The 16,785-nt window shown below is 62.4% G+C and carries 12 protein-coding genes, 1 tRNA gene and 1 pseudogene; 6 read left to right on the top strand and 8 right to left on the bottom strand.

Annotated features, from left to right (window positions below):
- The first annotated feature begins 165 nt into the window (after positions 1-165).
- Positions 166-2,307, top strand: coding sequence for a YccS family putative transporter (yccS, locus tag SSPSH_RS15910; RefSeq protein ID WP_006912973.1), 2,142 nt, complete (start codon positions 166-168; stop codon positions 2,305-2,307).
- 10 nt (positions 2,308-2,317) lie between these two features.
- On the opposite strand, the gene SSPSH_RS15905 is transcribed toward yccS, so the two are convergent.
- Both SSPSH_RS15905 and SSPSH_RS15900 read right to left on the bottom strand, forming a co-directional pair.
- The gene (locus SSPSH_RS15905; protein WP_006912972.1) at positions 2,318-2,584 is read right to left on the bottom strand and encodes a YrhK family protein; all 267 of its coding nucleotides are present in this window, start codon (positions 2,582-2,584) and stop codon (positions 2,318-2,320) included.
- A 198-nt stretch (positions 2,585-2,782) separates the two neighbouring features.
- On the bottom strand, positions 2,783-4,237 hold the full coding sequence (locus tag SSPSH_RS15900; protein WP_006912971.1) for an NAD-dependent succinate-semialdehyde dehydrogenase: 1,455 nt from the start codon (positions 4,235-4,237) through the stop codon (positions 2,783-2,785).
- A gap of 178 nt (positions 4,238-4,415) precedes the next feature.
- Between SSPSH_RS15900 and SSPSH_RS15895 the strand changes: the two genes are divergently transcribed.
- On the top strand, positions 4,416-5,813 hold the full coding sequence (locus SSPSH_RS15895) for a sensor domain-containing diguanylate cyclase (protein ID WP_006912970.1): 1,398 nt from the start codon (positions 4,416-4,418) through the stop codon (positions 5,811-5,813).
- A gap of 10 nt (positions 5,814-5,823) precedes the next feature.
- Here the strand turns inward: SSPSH_RS15895 and SSPSH_RS15890 are convergent.
- The 6 genes from SSPSH_RS15890 to SSPSH_RS15865 all read right to left on the bottom strand — a co-directional run bounded on the left by SSPSH_RS15890 (position 5,824) and on the right by SSPSH_RS15865 (position 10,493).
- Positions 5,824-5,899 (bottom strand) — tRNA-Glu (locus SSPSH_RS15890).
- Between the two features lie 64 nt (positions 5,900-5,963).
- A complete protein-coding gene (locus SSPSH_RS15885; RefSeq protein WP_006912969.1) occupies positions 5,964-6,176 on the bottom strand; it encodes a hypothetical protein in 213 nt (70 codons plus the stop codon).
- 2 nt (positions 6,177-6,178) lie between these two features.
- Positions 6,179-6,784, bottom strand: coding sequence for a rhomboid family intramembrane serine protease (locus SSPSH_RS15880; protein ID WP_006912968.1), 606 nt, complete (start codon positions 6,782-6,784; stop codon positions 6,179-6,181).
- 93 nt (positions 6,785-6,877) lie between these two features.
- Entirely contained in the window at positions 6,878-8,587 is a 1,710-nt protein-coding gene (locus SSPSH_RS15875; protein ID WP_006912967.1) for a PilZ domain-containing protein, read from the bottom strand.
- Positions 8,588-8,710: 123 nt separating this feature from the next.
- Positions 8,711-10,039, bottom strand: a complete 1,329-nt coding sequence (locus SSPSH_RS15870) for an MFS transporter (RefSeq protein WP_006912966.1) — start codon at positions 10,037-10,039, stop codon at positions 8,711-8,713.
- Positions 10,040-10,130: 91 nt separating this feature from the next.
- Positions 10,131-10,493 (bottom strand): DUF427 domain-containing protein, encoded by a 363-nt coding sequence (locus SSPSH_RS15865; RefSeq protein ID WP_006912965.1) that lies wholly within the window; start codon positions 10,491-10,493, stop codon positions 10,131-10,133.
- A gap of 261 nt (positions 10,494-10,754) precedes the next feature.
- On the opposite strand from SSPSH_RS15865, the gene SSPSH_RS15860 reads away from it, so the two are divergent.
- The 4 genes and pseudogenes from SSPSH_RS15860 to SSPSH_RS15845 all read left to right on the top strand — a co-directional run.
- Positions 10,755-12,386: a dihydroxyacetone kinase subunit DhaK gene (locus SSPSH_RS15860; RefSeq protein ID WP_006912964.1), complete on the top strand. Its 1,632-nt coding sequence runs from the start codon at positions 10,755-10,757 to the stop codon at positions 12,384-12,386.
- A gap of 397 nt (positions 12,387-12,783) precedes the next feature.
- Positions 12,784-14,229 (top strand): aldehyde dehydrogenase, encoded by a 1,446-nt coding sequence (aldA, locus tag SSPSH_RS15855; RefSeq protein ID WP_006912962.1) that lies wholly within the window; start codon positions 12,784-12,786, stop codon positions 14,227-14,229.
- A 22-nt stretch (positions 14,230-14,251) separates the two neighbouring features.
- A pseudogene (locus tag SSPSH_RS15850) lies at positions 14,252-16,407 on the top strand (PQQ-dependent dehydrogenase, methanol/ethanol family).
- A gap of 104 nt (positions 16,408-16,511) precedes the next feature.
- Positions 16,512-16,785: IS5 family transposase (locus SSPSH_RS15845; RefSeq protein WP_006912961.1), on the top strand; the 274-nt coding region annotated here is incomplete at its 3' end.

Below are 16,785 nucleotides of genomic sequence, written 5' to 3'. Positions count from 1 at the left end.
ACGTTTGCCGCTTTCGCGTCGTCCCTGGATCGGTGCTTTTATCCACTCGGTGCAGGAAATGCGCGGCGCGGGGCTGTCGACGAGGCGCGACTGCGATGCCGGCCGGCGCCGGCGCTGCTGGAACGTCTAGAATGCGGCTCTGAGATTCCTTCGTGAGTTGTCGGATTGCGCTGGCACCGTCTGCAATACCTTATCGCTTTTGATCGGTTCGCCGACGCGCTGCGCGTGTTCGTCGCGCTTGCCGGGGTGATGCTTTATGCGGGGCTTGGCGACAACGTGCATGAGCTGATCCCGCTCATGCTTGGCGTGATCGCGGCCGCAATTGCCGAAACCGACGATAGCTGGCGTCGGCGCGCCAGTGCATTGGCGGTGACGTTGCTGTGTTTTGCAGCCGCCGCGTTGATCGTGCAGTTGCTGTTCGAGCGCGCGTTTTTATTCGGCGTGGCGTTGGCGCTCGGCCCGTTTTTGCTGGTGATGATGGGCTCGGCGAGCCCGCGCTATGCAACCATCAGCAATGCCACGCTACTGCTGGCTGTCTACGGCATGATCGGACGCGATCAGCATGCCGTGGCCGATGCGTTCTGGCATCAGCCGGCGCTGCTCGTCGCCGGTGCCGGCTGGTACGGGGTGTTGTCGTTGTTATGGAACGCGCTGTTCGTACACCGGCCGGTACGCCAGGCCCTGGCCAAGCTCTACGACGCGCTCGGCGATTATCTCGACTGCAAGGCACGCCTTTTCGAGCCCAGCCGCGGTCTGGATATCGCCGCCTGTCGCAATGCGCTGGCCCACGCCAATGCGCGGGTGGTGGGCGCACTCAACGATACCCGCCTGGCGCTTATCGACCGGCTCGACGGGCGTCGCTCGCGCTCTGCAATGGACGAAAACCTGCGGCTTTATCTGGCGGCACAGGATATTCACGAGCGGGCGGCGTCCTCGCATCATCCCTATTCGCGATTGACGCAGGCCTTCTTTCATAGCGACCTGATGTTTCGTGCGCAACGGCTCGTTACCGCGGTGGGTATGGCCTGTCGTGAGCGCGGCGCGGCGCTGCGCTACCAGGCAACGCAAGGCTTTTCGCGGCTGTATACGGCCCGCTCGGAATTCGATGCCGCGCTCGCCTATCAGCGCGAGCGCGAAGACGCCCCCGGGCGCGAGTTGCTCGCGGTAGTCGAGGAGCTGGCGGAAAATCTCGATACCCTGGCCGAGCGTGTGGTGACGTCCGAAGCGCCGGCCGAGCAGACGGTCGAACGGCGTCTTCAGAACCCGGCGCCCGCGACGTTTGCCGAAGGGTTGCGTCGTATAGTGGTCGAGTTCACGCCCGCGTCCGCGCGTTTTCGCCACGGCCTGCGGTTGGGACTGGCGATGCTGGTCGGCTATGCGGTGCTCAAGATCGTGCATCCGGAGCAGGGCTACTGGATTTTGTTGACGGTGATGCTGGTGTGCCAGCCTGACTATGGCGCGACCCGGCAGCGTGCGATTCAGCGCGTGGGCGGAACCGTGCTCGGCCTGGTCGTGGGCTGGGCGCTACTCAAGCTTTTCCCGGCCACCGAAATACAGCTGCTGCTCACGATTGCGGCCGGGGTTACATTTTTCGCCACCCGCTTTCGGCGTTATGTCATCGCAGCGGCGGCTATCAGTGTGCTTGTGCTGCTGGCGTTCAATCAGGTCGGCAACGGCTTCGACCTGATCGTGCCGCGCTTGCTGGATACGGTCATCGGCGGCGCGATCGCTTTTGCCGCCATGCGCCTTGTGCTCCCGGACTGGCGTTCGCGTGAACTGCACCAGCGCCTGGCCGATGCGTTGGCTGCAGACGGTCGCTATCTGCGTGCGATTTTCGCCCAGTATCAAAGCGGCAAACGCGATGATCTGGACTACCGGGTCGCGCGCCGCGATGCGCATAATGCCGATGCTGCCGTGAGTACGCATGTGTCATCGGCGCTCAAGGATCCGCACGGCGCGCGCGCCGACAGCAAGCAGGCGCTGGCCGTGCTGGCCGGTGCGCAGACGCTGATTGCGCACCTGTCCACGCTTGGTGCGCACCGCCAGGTGCTGTCCACCCACGCTGGTAATACATTACTCGAGCAGGTGGCGGGCTATATCGCCGATACGCTGGAAGAGGCCGCGCATGCGCTCGTGCGCGGCGAGCCCATGCCGGTCGATAGCGAACACGAACAAAGCCTGCGCGACGCGCTTGCGGCCATGCCGCTGGGCGATATCGAACCCCAGCGTTTGATCAGCGCCCAGCTGGCTCAGCTGCTCGACGAACTGCCGCGGCTACGGCGGGTCGGTCAGGCGTTGGTGCGATAGCTGGGCCCGACTATTCGTCGTCGCCCGGCAGCGGCAACTGGGCGATATGAAATTCGCGCGCGACCTTGATCGTCGGGCGCAGAAGAAAATGCACAGAACCGAGCGTGAAGCACCAGGTCGCGGGAACCATCAGGCTTTCATAAAAGAACATGATCGAACCGACGAGGAAATACAGCGCAGCAAAAAAATCGTTGAGCGTGTACAGCTTTTCGTAGCGGCCGTAGACCCGGCGCTCCTCGTGGGTCGATGCGTGCTTGGGTTCGAACATGGCAGCCATGAATGGGCCCTCGTGTGATTTCGGTGTGAGTTAATCAGGTCCGACAGAACATAGATGAATTGCCGGCCCCACAATCAGCGTGACACGGCCCGGCGGGCCGAGCTCTTCGGCACGCACATCGACGAGCCGAACAGAGCAGGCTCGTCCGGGCCGCCGGCAAACAGCGGCTGACGCGGCGCCAGCGATCGGCCGGCGCGATCACACCGGCACGTCACCCAGGCAGTAGTACTTGGTTTCCAGGTATTCCTGCATACCGGCATGGGCACCCTCGCGCCCCAGGCCGGATTGCTTCATGCCACCAAAAGGCACATGCGGACCGGTGATATCCATGGTGTTTACACCGACCATGCCGTAATCGAGCCCGCGCATGAACTTGCGGATACGCGCATCCGAGTGGGTATGCACATAGGCGGCGAGGCCGTACTCGGTATCGTTGGCACTGGCGATGACCGCGTCGTCATCATCAAAGGCGCATACCGCGGCCAACGGCGCGAAGGCTTCTTCGGAAAAGATGCGCATTTCGGGCGTGATATCGGCGAGCAGAGTCGGCATGAAGAAGCGCGCGCCCGGCGCGTTGGCCTGGGCACGTCCGATCACGCGTGCGCCGTTATCCTCGGCGTCGTCGGCCAGCGCCTTGGCTTTTTCGACCGCGCGCTCGTGGATGAGCGGGCCGATATCGCTGGCTTCGTCGAAGCCGTTGCCGACGGCCAGCGCGTTCATGCGGTCAGCAAATCGCTCGACGAACTCGTCGTACAACGACCGATGCACGAACATTCGGTTTGCCGCCACGCAGTCCTGGCCGCTGGTCTGAAATCTGGCAGCGATTGCCGATTCCACCGCCGTGTCGAGATCGGCGTCTTCGCAGACGATCAACGGCGCATTGCCGCCCAGCTCCATCGACATGCGCTTGACCGTATCGGCCCCGTCACGCAGCAACTGGCGGCCGATCGGCGTCGAGCCGGTGAACGACAGGGCACGTACGCGTGTGTCGGCGCACAGCTTTTCGGAGACACGCTGGGCATCGCCGGTCACGACGTTGAATTCGCCGTCATCGAGCCCGGCCTGCTCGGCCAGGGCTGCCAGCGCCAGCGCCGAAAACGGGGTTTCGCTCGCCGGTTTGACCACTACCGTGCAGCCGGCCGCCAGCGCGGCCGCGGCCTTGCGGGTGATCATTGCCAACGGGAAATTCCAGGGTGTGATCACGCCGACCACGCCGACCGGTTCTTCGACCGTGCCGAGCGCCATGTCCGGGTTTTCGGCTGGGATATTCACGCCATTGCTGCGACGGCCTTGTTCGGCGAACCAGCGAATGAAGCTGGCCGCATAGTCGACTTCGCCGCGCGCCTCCGCGATCGGTTTGCCCTGTTCGCGCGTCATCAGCCGCGCCAGGGTTTCGCGGTTTTTCTGCATGCCGTCGTACCAGGCAAGAAGCTTGTCGGCGCGGGTGGTCACGGCCGTATCGCGCCAGCGCGCAAACGCGGCATCGGCGGCGTCGATCGCGCCCTGTAAACGCGCCGATTCCAGATCGGGAATATGGCCGATGGTTTCGCCGGTTGCCGGATCGTCGACCGCACGGGTCGCTTGCTCGGCGGCGTCGATCCAGCGGCCCCCGACATAGGCCTGTTCACGGAAAAGTTCGGTTTCGCTTGTCATGGCGTTGCCTTTGTCTTCGTGGGATAACCTCGACCTTGGGGCGAAAACAGCGTGTATCAAACTTAGCGTGCGAACCGGCCGCGTACCGCGTGCACGTGCGGGATTCGATCGGTGCGTACTATAACCACGCGTTGCGTATCCTCTGTGGCAGACGCGACCGTAGGAGAAGGCCTTCCCCATGCATGATATGGATGACAAACGCCCGCCCGCCTCGGAATTACTGAGGACGATACTGGCGCGACTGTTCGTGCAAGCCGAACAGGCCGTGCTGTTCGCCGACGGCGGCCGTCGCATCTGTTTCGCGAACCCGGCGGCGCTGTCGCTGTTCGGCTGTCAGGAAAGCGACATGATAGGGCGCAAGGCGAGTGACTTCTTTACCGAGGCGCAGGCGTTGCCGTCGGAGGACGTGCTACAAGCCAGTGCCGATCTGGGGCAGGGCTATCGCCGCTATCTGGGGCGTCGGCGGCGCGCCGATGGATCGACTTTCGATGCGCAGACGCTCGTTGCCACCATTCGCGATCCGCGACATGAGGAACTGTTGTATATCGAGGTCGTACACGATGTCAGCGTCTGGTCATGTTCCGATCAGGTATTGCATGCGCTGCGTCGTGTCGTGTTCGATCCCGGTCTGCCATTCGATGAGCGCCGTCGTGCCTTGCTGGCATTTGGCTGCGAACATTTCGGCACCCCGTATGGCGCTATCAGCGAGCTGGTCGATAATGAGCTGACAGTCATCGATGCCACCGGGCCGGACGACGGTTTTCATATCGGCGATGCCTTCAACCGTGGCGATACCTACTGTGACCATGCGATCGAGCGCAATGCGCCGTTTCGTCGTGATGGACTTACCTACAAGCACGTACCGCTGCGGCGATACGGCGATCGTGTCGAAGTCGGCTGTTATATCGGTTGCCCCATACCGATGGGGCGCAGGGTCTACGGCACGCTCTATTTCGCAGGGCACGAAGCAGATGGGCTGTTCGGCCAGGCAGACCTCGATCTGATCGCCGCGCTTGCGCAATGGGTCGGGCAGGAGATCGGGATCGAAAATAGCATTGTACTGCTGAAACAGGCGCGTGAGCAGTTTGGCCCGGCGACGGACGCGCTCACCGATTTAAGCGATCGTGACCGGCTCGAGCGCCAACTTCAGGATGAAATCGACCGGGCGCGCTCACGACAAGAGCCGGTGAGCGTGGCGTTATTGGCGGTCGATGATTTCGAAACGCTCGATGCGCAGCACGGACAAGGCGCCGGCGAGGCGGCCCTGGATCATGTCGCCGCGCTTTGCAACGAAACCCTGCGCGCGAGCGACCATGTCGGACGCTGGGACGACAACGAGCTTCTTCTACTGCTGCCCGATACCAGCCGGGCGCAGGCGCTGGTGACTATCGAGCGTTTGCTGCAAGCCCTGCGGGGGCAAGGCATGGTGAGCGAGGCTTGGCACGTGGATATCACGGCAAGCGCCGGCGTGGCGGAATCGAGCGGTGAAGACAGTGCGCAGATCATTATTCATCGCGCCGATATCGCGCGTCATCTTGCTCGATCCAACGGTCGGGGTCGGGTCGAAGCGGGCTGAAGCCCGAAGATGGCGCTCCCTACGAGACTCGAACTCGTGTTTTCGCCGTGAGAGGGCGACGTCCTGGACCGCTAGACGAAGGGAGCAGCGATCGGCCGCACAGTATAGCGGCGCGAACGTGTGGCTCAAGTGGTTTTCGCAAAATCGTACTCAGCCAAAGGCGGAAAAACCTTCGTTATAGACCCGCCAGAGGATCAGCAGTGCATAGATCGCGACCAGCCCGATACACACGTACGTGACCGTACGCGGGCCTTTACGTTCCGGGATCGGCTCGCCGCGCAGTCGGCGCAGGCGCTGAATGACAAGGTTGACTGCCAGCCAGCCGAGAAACGACAGCAGCAAAAGTCCGAAAAGAAGCTTCATGGCTAGCCGCCGAGCGGTTTCATCAGATTTTCGATGAACACGCCGGCCAGACGCGGCTCCATACACAGCGAGAACAGTACGCCATAGCCGGCGCCCCACAGGTGCGCGCTGTGGTTGATGTGGTCGTGCCCGAGCCGCCCGGCGTACAGGCCGTATGCAGTAAACAACCCGGCATAGACGATCGCCGGAATCGGAAAGAAGAACACGTAGATCGTCGACCAGGGCGCGATCAGCACGTACGCAAACAACACCGCCGATACGGCGCCGGACGCGCCGAGACTGCGATAACGGCTGTCGTTACGATGCTGGAGATAGCTCGGAACGATCGCCACCACCACACCGACGAGGTAAAAGAGCGCGAATCCCACGGCGCCGATATAGCGTTCGAAAAAGCCCTCGATCACACGCCCGAAGAAGAACAGCGTGATCATGTTGAACAGCAGATGCTGGCCGTCCGCATGAATGAAACCATGGGTGAGCAGGCGCTGGTACTCGCCGCGATTGACGGCTGGTGGCCAGAAGATCAGCCGCTCCATCATGTCGCGATTCTGGAAAGCGGTAAACGAAACAGCGCAGGTCAGCGCGATCAGCGCAATTGTGACGATCATCGAAACCCTTCCCGGACCGAAGAAATACGAGCACCTCTATCAGGCGCGCCTATGGTACGCGCGCTTTCGGTCGGCCAGGTGACGATGCCCGGGCTAGAAAGGGGACAGCCCGAAACGCTGCGGCAATGCCGGTTGATCGATCTTGCCGATTTGCGAGAAATCCGCCCGACCGAGAATCTGGTTGAGTTTGCGTGCATTGTTGAGGCTGCGCACCACGCGTATGCGCGATGGCTGACCGTCTTCACCGAGTTGCAGCACCCAGGCGAGAAAGCCGCTCGAACAATGAACGAGGCTGCCGATCGGGTATATGCCCTGGCGTTTCATATAGCGCTGTAGCCATTCGCGCTCGGCTTCGTCGCAGTTGTGATAGAGGGTGCGAAACACCTGCAGCGGCGTGCCCGCTTCGTGGGCGCCAATACCGCCACGACTTTTTACTTCGATCAGATCGACGATTCGCGCCGCGCGTGCCAACGACGCCAACGCGACCGGTAGTTGCGCGACATCGGCGTCGGTCGAGTTCAGGCATTCGATAACCGCGCGCCGGGCGCCACTGGCGGCCCATGAGCCGGCCGAACCGAGGGCTTCGATCAGTTCGCGATGGCTGTTGGTTGGTGCGCTCGGATCGGTAATCAGCGAATCAGCCGAAGCGGTCTGCGGGCCGGCCTGTCGGATATTGCCGAGATCGTGCACGAGCGCGGCGACGACAATATCGCGCAGATTGCGAACCAGCGTTTCGTCGTTCTGCACGAGATCGGCGAGACGGCCGGCAACGACAATACAGTGATGCAGCAACGCCGGTTGTTCGTTGAGACAGCACAGCGCATAAAGAAAGGTCGGACGGTCCTCGGCCAGCAGCGCGCAGAGCGTGTCCGCACATCGATACAGATCGTCGACCGGCAGTTCGCGCCCGTGACGCAACGCGATGGCCGTGACGCCAAGCGTGTGGGCAATATCGCGCAGGGGGCCGACCATCGACGTGGTGCTGGCATAAGGCGTTTTTTCCTGCTGGTCGAGACGAATCGCTACCGGCGATTCGGCGCCGCCGATGAACAGCCGTGAGGGCTGAATCATGTGATTACGGCCCTGACCGGCACGGAACGCGATCTCGCGCTCCATTTCGCGCAGCCATACCGGCACCTCGGTCAGCCGATTGCCGTCACGCTGTACGAACGAAAAGCCGACATAGGCATGGGCGTTTCGCTCCGCCATCTGGACATGGCGTACCACCGCCGACAGCGCCGATCGCGTGCCGTTGGGAAACTCGATGAATAGGGCAGCGACCTGCTGATCGCATTCGAGCAGCATGCCGGCACGTAGATCGATTTCGATACCGCAGCCGCCCAACGACAGATCCATCAGCCGCGCGTCGAGGGGGTTTCGGTCCTCGTACACCTGCAGCTGCACCAACGCACGCATGCCGCGAACCAGGCGAATACGCGTGGACTCGCGTTTGTTGGAAACATAAACCCGTTCGGGCTTGGCGATGACCAGCTCCGGCGGATCGGCTTCAATACTGAAGTTCTCGACCTCGATGCCGGTAAACAATAGCGCTTCCACACCCAGGCTGGCATGCAGGCGTACACCGGTGGCGAAGCGATCGCGCGGCAGACCGAGGACATCGATCATCAGACGAATGCGCTGGCCGCTGGCTTCGATACGGAATTCTTCGATATCAAAGCGCTCGCCGGTGGCCACGCATTCCAGCCGCAGATCGCAATACGGGCGCTGCTGCAGGGTCTCGAACGCGCTGGCTACTCGGTCACCGTCGTTGATTTCGATGCGGGGGGCGTCCTTCACTTCCATGCGCGACCTGGCTGACGTGTACCGATGCGTTTCGTTGTACCCGCACTATCGGCACCAGAAGCGCCGGGTTGAATGCTTCGACGCATCGGCGTCACGATTTGTTCTATCACTGGCCACGCTTGCTCAACGCCCGCGCGTAGCCGCGTGAGCGCGCCCGGCGGCGCCCAATACAGTACGCCCGATGCGCATGCCGGCAGCTCGGGCCGTCTCGCCTCGAGGTTTGAAATCGGCGTTGCGCGGGTCCAGCGCATAGAGATGACGGCCACCCTGCGGCGAGGTGGTGTAGTAATCGACACGATCCTCGGCCGGCACGTCGGCGCGCCGTTGCAGACGATAAAGCAGATAGGCACCCAGCACCACAAGAAAGGCGGTGTTGGTATAGAACAGCCCGTTCGGGCCGAGTTCGTCCATGGCGGTAGCGGCGACTACCGGACCAATGCAGCTGCCGATACCGTAGGCCAGCAGCAGGGTCGTGCTTGCGGCAGTGATTCGGTGGCTGGGCATCTGGTCGTTGGTAATTGCAACCGATACCGGGTAAAGCGCTGCCGACAGACCCATATAAAGACCGACCACCGCGATAAGGGCCACAGCATGCGTATTGCCCACGAATGGAATCGCGCCACTGGTCAGCGCAGCCACCGTCAGTACGGCCATGAGCACGCGCCGCCGATTGAACCGATCGCACAGCCGGCCGACCGGCCAGGCCAGCAGCATCGCCCCCACGATGGCGCTGGCCATGAACAAGGACAGCCGATCAGTGGGCAGCCCGATCCGGTCCGCATAGACCGGCGCCATCGAATAGAACGCGTTGACCAGCAAACCGGCGATCAACGCCCCGCTCACGCCGACCGGCGACAGGCGATAAAGCGCGAGCAGCGACACCCGCTCCGCGCCTTCGATCGTCGGCGCTTGCATACGGGTGAGCGACAGTGGCACCACCGCGATGGTCACCAGCATCGCCGCGAGCGTGAACGGGAAAACATTTTCCGGCGCGCTGACGTTGATCAGCAGCTGGCCGGACGCTGTCGAAAGAAAGAACACGATTTGGTAGACCGCGAACAGACGCGCCCGGTTGTCGTTGGTCGCCCGGCTCGAGAACCAGCTTTCCATGACGATCATCAAGCCGGCCATGGCAAAGCCGGCGAAGGCGCGCAGCGCAGCCCATAGCGGCGCATTCACCGCGAGCGGGTAGATCTGGATCGTGACCCCGAGCGCGGCTGCGAACACGGCAAAGGCACGGATATGCCCGACCCGTTCGACCACGCGCTCGGCAAAGACGGTACCCAGCGTGAAGCCCACGGAATAACACACCAGAATCCAGCCGATGAGGCTGGTGGAAAATCCTTCTACGCTCAGGCGCAGGCCGAGCAGGGTCATCAGGAAGGCGTTGCCGCTGACCAGCAGGGCGATGCTGGCAATCAGTGCAATGAGCGAAGTGGCCAAGCGTGTCATCGAAAAACCAGAAGCGAACAGAAAAAGAAACAGAAGTAGAAAGTCGAGCCCGGCACCGGCTGGAACTCTCTATCGGCTGATCGGGCCGCGGCTATTGCCGGGGCGCGATCTCAAGCGTGACCTGCGGATGATCAAAAGCGATACGCCCGGCGATCGCAGCCATCTCGGAACGCGGCTGCGGATACACCCACGCCGCGTTGTCGTATGACACATCGTCGATCACCACATGGTAGTAGCGCGTATCGCCCTTGTATGGGCAATACGTTTGCTTGTCGGAGCGCTGCAAGCAATGCGACTCGATCGCGGACCAGGGCAGATAGAAGCGATCGGCATAGCCGCGTTCGGCCAGGCGCAGCGCCGTGTCGGTCTGGCCGATTAGCTGCGGGCCGGCATAAACGCAGAGCTGCCCCGCGTGCTCATGCAGCTCGATACGATTGTCGAAGTAGGCTGGCATGGCGGCTCCAGAATCCGTTGGAGGTCAGTCGATATGCTGCAACGGCGCGGTGGTGTCGGGGCGACATAGTCTGGTGCCTTGTTGGGGTAAATCAAGCATCGGCGAGTAAATTTCGGTGACGTTCGAACAAGCCGCACAGTACGCCTGGCGCAGGACGGCTAATAACCGGTGCGGCAGATGCAATCGTTCGTCCTGATAGTCTGAACGTGCTGCGTTCGTTGTGGCGCGTGCATCGCCTTTTAGCCAAGGAAGGAATGAGCAATGGACTTCTTTTATAACGCTCCGGAGCGTGTCGTCGACGAAGTGATCGACGGCCTGGCTCGTATCGCGCCGGTCAAGCGCAGTGCCGAAACGCACGGCGTGCGTGTGGTCGTCGATCGCCACTGGAACAAGCAGCGAGTCGCCGTTCTGTCCGGTGGGGGCGCCGGGCACGAACCGTCGCATGCGGGGTTCGTGGGTAAGGGCATGCTCGCTGGCGCCATCGCCGGCGATATCTTTACCTCGCCCAGCGTCGAAGCGGTGCTTGCCGCCATCCGTGCGACCTGCGGCGAGGCCGGCTGCCTGCTGGTCATCAAGAACTATACCGGCGATCGGCTCAACTTCGGCCTGGCGGCCGAACGCGCCACCCGCGAGGGCTATCGCGTGCGTAGCGTGATTGTCGCCGACGATATTGCGCTAGATGAGGCGACCCAGAAGCGCGGTCTGGCCGGTACCGTGCTGGTCCACAAGATTGCCGGCCACTATGCCGCCGAAGGCGCGGACCTCGACACCGTAGCCGATATGGCCCAGCGCGTATGCGACGGGCTGTGCTCGATCGGCCTGTCGCTGTCGAGTTGTACGCTGCCGGGTCATGCCATCGACCGGCGTGCTGCCGAGCTCGGCCTGGGCATACACAACGAACCGGGCGTGCGCGAAGTCGACCCGGTGGATGCCGGCGATGCGATGCAGCTGGTAGTCGCCCCCTTGCTCGAAGCCATAAACGAACGCGGTAGCGGTGACGCGCCGCTGATCGTCATGCTCAATAACCTGGGCAGCTGTGCGACCCAGGAAATGGGCGTGCTCTTCAACGAATTGCTGGCCCGCCTGCCGGCCGAGCGTGTGGCTCGTGTGGTTGCGCCGGCGGCATTGATGACATCGCTGGATATGCACGGTTTCTCGGTCACGCTGCTGCCCGCCGAAGACGACTTCGTAAGCGCGCTGGAATCACCCGTGGCCGCGATTGCCTGGCCGGGGCTCTATAGCGCTCGTGAAAACGAAAGCTTCGATGTCGAGTTGAGCGCGGCATCGAACGAGCCGGCGGGTGCGCGCGATGCCGATCGTGAGCAGCGTATCGAACGTGTGGTGCAGCGGCTGATCGAGTCGAAGGACGAACTCGATGCGCTCGATGCCAAGGCCGGTGATGGCGATACCGGCACGACGTTCGCGGCCGGCGCGCGAGCGATCCGCGATGCCTTGCAGAACGAGGTGCTATCCAGCGGCGACGATGCACGCATGGCTTACGAGATCGGCGAAATTCTGGCGCGCGACATGGGTGGTTCCAGCGGCGTGCTGCTGTCCATTCTGTGTACGGCCACCGGCGCGGCGCTGGACGAGGGCAGTAATTGGAGCGAGGCGCTCATGCGCGGTATCGAACGCATGCAGCATTATGGCGGCGCGGCCCAGGGCGATCGCACACTGCTCGATGCGCTCATTCCGGCGACCGAGGCGTTGGGCGAGGGCAATGATCTGGGCGCGGCCGCCACGGCCGCCCGCGACGGCGCCGATGCCACGCGTTCGATGACCCACGCCAAGGCCGGACGTTCGGCTTACGTGCCCGAGAACGCGCTGCGCGATCTCACCGATCCGGGCGCAGAGGCGGTTGCCCGTGTCTGGGAGCAGCTGGCCGACGGCTAGCTTAGACACGCACCATCTGTTGCACGGATTGCAACAGATGGCGCGTTCACGGTGTCGCGGTGCAACACTTGTTGCACACGCTCGCGCGTATGACGCGAGCGGCACAAACGCCTGTGCTGCTATAAAAAATTACGCTAAAACAGCGGCTTGACTCTCTGTCCGTGCACGCTACGCCGTAGCCTTTTCGTACGCCTATCGGCTGGCACGCCGTTTGCGCCTGTGGTCATTCAATAAAACGCGGCCTGCATGACAGCCGCGTAAAAAATGGCGTTCGAGGAGATCCCAAAACGGCGTGCCCCGGCGATGTCTGTTCCGCTGCGATAGCGGTCGGTCATCGTCTGCGCCCATGCGTCGATTCTCGGCCTCGAGCGTTTTCTTTCGACAAGGAGCGCTATTCATGAGCCAGCCGGCAGAACCCGAACAGAATTTTATCGACGGTCATTTCGTGGCCGCCCGCGGCGAATCGATCGCGGTCGAAAACCCGGCCACCCAGGCCACCATCGGCCATATTCCCGACAGCGATGCCGAAGTGGTGAATACGGCCGTGGCCGCCGCGCGTCGCGCCCAGCCCGCCTGGGAAAAGCGCCCGGCGATCGAGCGCGCCGGTTATCTGCGCCAGATCAGCGCGAAACTGCGTGAGCGCGTGGCCGAGTTCGCCGATATCATCGTGCGCGAACAGGGCAAGGTGCGGGCGCTGGCCGAGGTGGAAGTCAACTTCACCGCCGACTATATCGACTACATGGCCGAATGGGCGCGTCGTATCGAGGGCGAGGTCATCGAGAGCGATCGGGCCGGCGAAAGCATCTTCCTGCTGCGCAAGCCGGTGGGCGTGGTGGCCGGCATCCTGCCCTGGAATTTTCCGTTCTTTCTGATCGCCCGCAAGATGGCGCCCGCGCTGGTCACGGGTAATACCGTGGTCATCAAGCCCAGCGAAGAAACGCCGCTCAATGCCTACGCGTTCGCAAAGCTGGTCGCCGAAACCGACTTGCCGGCGGGTGTATTCAATCTCGTGGGCGGCCGTGGCGAGATTACCGGCAACGCGCTGTGTGCGCATCCGGACGTGCGCCTAATCACCTTCACCGGCAGCGTCGCGACCGGCTCGCGGATCATGGCCACCGCGGCTAAGAATCTTACGCGGGTGAATCTGGAACTCGGCGGCAAGGCGCCGGCGATCGTACTGGCCGATGCCGATCTGGATTTGGCCGCGAAAGCGATCTGCGCTTCGCGCACCATCAACACCGGCCAGGTCTGCAACTGCGCCGAGCGTATCTATGTCGAGAAAAGCGTTGCCGAGCCGCTGGCCGAGAAGATTGCGGCCCATTTGAAGGCGACTCGCTACGGCGACCCGTCAGCCGAAAACGACCTCGACATGGGCCCGCTCATCAACAAGGCCGGGCTGGACAAGGTCGCCGCCATGGTCGAGCAGGCAAAAGTCGACGGTGCCACGGTGGTCACCGGCGGTAGCACGGCCGATCTGGGCCAGGGTTATCACTATCTGCCCACGTTGCTGACCGATTGCCGGGCCGACATGGCGATCATGCGCGACGAGATCTTCGGCCCGGTTCTGCCGATGCAGACCGTCGATTCGTTGGATGAAGCCATCGCGCTCGCCAACGATTCCGACTACGGCCTCACCTCGTCGATCTACACCACGAACATCAATGCCGCGATGCAGGCGGTACGCACACTGCAATACGGCGAAACCTATATCAACCGCGAGAATTTCGAGGCCATGCAGGGCTTTCATGCCGGCCGGCGTAAGTCCGGCATCGGCGGTGCCGACGGCAAGCACGGCCTCTACGAGTTCATGGAGACGCACGTCGTCTACATGCAGCACGGCTAACGCACCGAGGAGAAACAACAATATGAATACGCAGAGATTCCACCCGTCGCAGGCCTGGCGACGTCATACCGGGCTCGCCCTGGTGCTGTTCGCGTTCTGCCAGCCCGTGGCGTTAGCCGAAACGGGCAGCGGCGCACGCGGGCCGGCCGATGTCGACGGCGAGCGCATCATCAATGCCGACAAGGAACCCGGCAACTGGATGAGCACCGGCCGGACCTACGACGAACAGCGCTATAGCCCGCTGGACGATATCAGCGACGAGAACGTCGATGAGCTGGGTCTGACCTGGCAGTACAAGCTGGACGTCGATCGCGGCGTCGAGGCCACGCCGATCGTGGTCGACGGCGTGATGTATACCACCGGCGCCTACAGCATCGTCTATGCCTTCGATGCCGCCTCCGGCGAGCTGCTGTGGAAGCACGACCCGAAGGTCGATCGCACCAAGGCGGCGAGCTTCTGCTGCGGCGTGGTCAACCGCGGCGTGGCCGTTTGGAAAGGCAAGGTCTTTCTCGGCACGCTGGACGGGCGCATGGTCGCCATCGATGCCGCCAGCGGCGAGGAAGTGTGGTCGGTCGATACGATCATCGACCACGACCGCAGCTACGGCATTACCGGTGCGCCGCGTATCGTCAAGGACAAGGTGATCATCGGCAACAGCGGCGCCGAGTTCGGCGTGCGCGGCTATATCACCGCCTACGATACCGAAACCGGCGACAAGGCCTGGCGCTTTTTCACCGTGCCGGGCGACCCGGCCGAGCCACAGGAAAACGAAGCGCTGGAAATGGCCGCCAAGACCTGGCACGGCGATGCCTGGATCGAGCAGGGCGGCGGCGGCACGGCCTGGGATTCCATGGCCTACGATCCGGACCTGAACCTGCTCTACGTCGGTGTGGGCAACGGCTCGATGTGGAATTACAAGGCACGTTCGGATGCCAAGGGCGACAATCTGTTCCTGTCGTCGATTCTGGCCATCAACCCCGACAACGGCGAGTATGTCTGGCATTACCAGACCACGCCGGGCGATGCCTGGGACTACACCGCGACCCAGCACATGATCCTTGCCGATCTCGAAATCGACGGCAAGAAACGTGAAGTGATCATGCAGGCGCCCAAGAACGGCTTCTTCTACGTGCTCGACCGCAAGACCGGCAAGGTGATCTCGGCCGAGAAATATGCGCCGGTCAACTGGGCCGAGAAGGTGGATCTGGAAACCGGGCGTCCGGTGTTCACCGATCACGCCAAGTACTGGGAACAGGACGGCCCGGTCGTCGTACAGCCGGGCTTCTGGGGCGGCCACGACTGGCAGCCGATGTCGTACAACCCGAACACCGGCCTGGTCTATATACCCAAGCATTACTTCGAGGTGACCTACGAAGACGTACGGGACCCCGAATGGACGCCGCAGAAGGGCTTCTACCAGCTGGGTACGAATGCCGCGGCCATGTCCGACGATGCCGAGGAAATGCAGTCATGGGCCGATCGCTGGACCGGCGGGCTGCTGGCCTGGGATCCGGTCAAGCAGGAAAAGGTTTGGGAAGTACCGCACAGACCATCTTCAACGGCGGCACGCTCTCGACCGCGGGTAACCTCGTATTCGAAGGCACCGCCGACGGCCGCGTGGTGGCCTATCGTGCGACCGACGGCAAGAAGCTGTGGGAATCACCGGCCAACAGCGGCGTGATGGCCGCGCCGGTGACTTATATGGCCGGTGGCGAACAGTACGTCACCTTCATGGTGGGCTGGGGCGGTGCGTTCTCCACGTTTGCGGGCGGTCAGTCCAAGAACGCGGGTGTGCGCCCGTACGCCGAGGTGTTGACCTTCAAGATCGGCGGCGACGAAAAGCTGGCCGAGCCTGATTTCCCGCCGCTGGCCAAGCCGGAACCGCCGGAGCAGACCGCGAGCGCCGAGGAGATTGCCGAAGGCAAGGACCTGATGAACGGTCATTGCAGCCAGTGTCACGGTATGAATGCCGCGAGCGGCGGTGTGACCCCCGATCTGCGTCGCCTGTCGGCCGATACCCACGATCATTTCAAGGCGATCGTGATGGGCGCGCGCTTGAGCAAGGGCATGCCGTCCTATGCCGAGGTGCTCGAACCGGACGAAATCGACAAGATCCATGCCTATCTCATCAAGCGGGCCAACGATCTGCTCGACAAGGAATACAGCGACGACCAATAAACGCTCGTTTCTTAGGGCGTGTTGCCGTTTCGCGCTAAGTTATTGATTGTAGGAAAGGCAGGCTCGTATTGTGGTGTTACCAGCAACACAACGACGAGCCTGCGATGGCCCGACAAATACTCACAGATGAGCATTGGTCCAAGCTCAAACGTATTTTGCTTGCCGAATCGATCTACGACAAATCGGATTTACGTCTGACGGTTGAAGGCATGCTCTACCGAATGCGTACAGGTTGCCCTTGGCGCGACCTGCCCGAGGTCTTTGGCGCTTGGAACGCGGTCTACAAACGCTTCCGCGCCTGGTCTCAGAGCGGGAAGTGGTGGCGGATTGCCAAAGCGCTGATCACCGACCCTGATCTGGAATGGGCATTTATCGACG

The sequence above is a fragment of the Salinisphaera shabanensis E1L3A genome (assembly GCF_000215955.2).
Classification (GTDB): domain Bacteria; phylum Pseudomonadota; class Gammaproteobacteria; order Nevskiales; family Salinisphaeraceae; genus Salinisphaera; species Salinisphaera shabanensis.
This window is presented reverse-complemented; position numbering and strand designations above follow the sequence as displayed.

What these genes read in the sequence shown, in the direction of transcription:
- aldA (WP_006912962.1), top strand. Translation starts at nt 12,784, where the DNA reads ATGAGCCAGCCGGCAGAACCCGAACAGAATTTTATCGACGGTCATTTC.
- SSPSH_RS15905 (WP_006912972.1), bottom strand. Translation starts at nt 2,584, where the DNA reads ATGGCTGCCATGTTCGAACCCAAGCACGCATCGACCCACGAGGAGCGC.
- SSPSH_RS15875 (WP_006912967.1), bottom strand. Translation starts at nt 8,587, where the DNA reads ATGGAAGTGAAGGACGCCCCCCGCATCGAAATCAACGACGGTGACCGA.
- SSPSH_RS15870 (WP_006912966.1), bottom strand. Translation starts at nt 10,039, where the DNA reads ATGACACGCTTGGCCACTTCGCTCATTGCACTGATTGCCAGCATCGCC.
- SSPSH_RS15885 (WP_006912969.1), bottom strand. Translation starts at nt 6,176, where the DNA reads ATGAAGCTTCTTTTCGGACTTTTGCTGCTGTCGTTTCTCGGCTGGCTG.
- SSPSH_RS15895 (WP_006912970.1), top strand. Translation starts at nt 4,416, where the DNA reads ATGCATGATATGGATGACAAACGCCCGCCCGCCTCGGAATTACTGAGG.
- SSPSH_RS15900 (WP_006912971.1), bottom strand. Translation starts at nt 4,237, where the DNA reads ATGACAAGCGAAACCGAACTTTTCCGTGAACAGGCCTATGTCGGGGGC.
- SSPSH_RS15860 (WP_006912964.1), top strand. Translation starts at nt 10,755, where the DNA reads ATGGACTTCTTTTATAACGCTCCGGAGCGTGTCGTCGACGAAGTGATC.
- SSPSH_RS15865 (WP_006912965.1), bottom strand. Translation starts at nt 10,493, where the DNA reads ATGCCAGCCTACTTCGACAATCGTATCGAGCTGCATGAGCACGCGGGG.
- SSPSH_RS15880 (WP_006912968.1), bottom strand. Translation starts at nt 6,784, where the DNA reads ATGATCGTCACAATTGCGCTGATCGCGCTGACCTGCGCTGTTTCGTTT.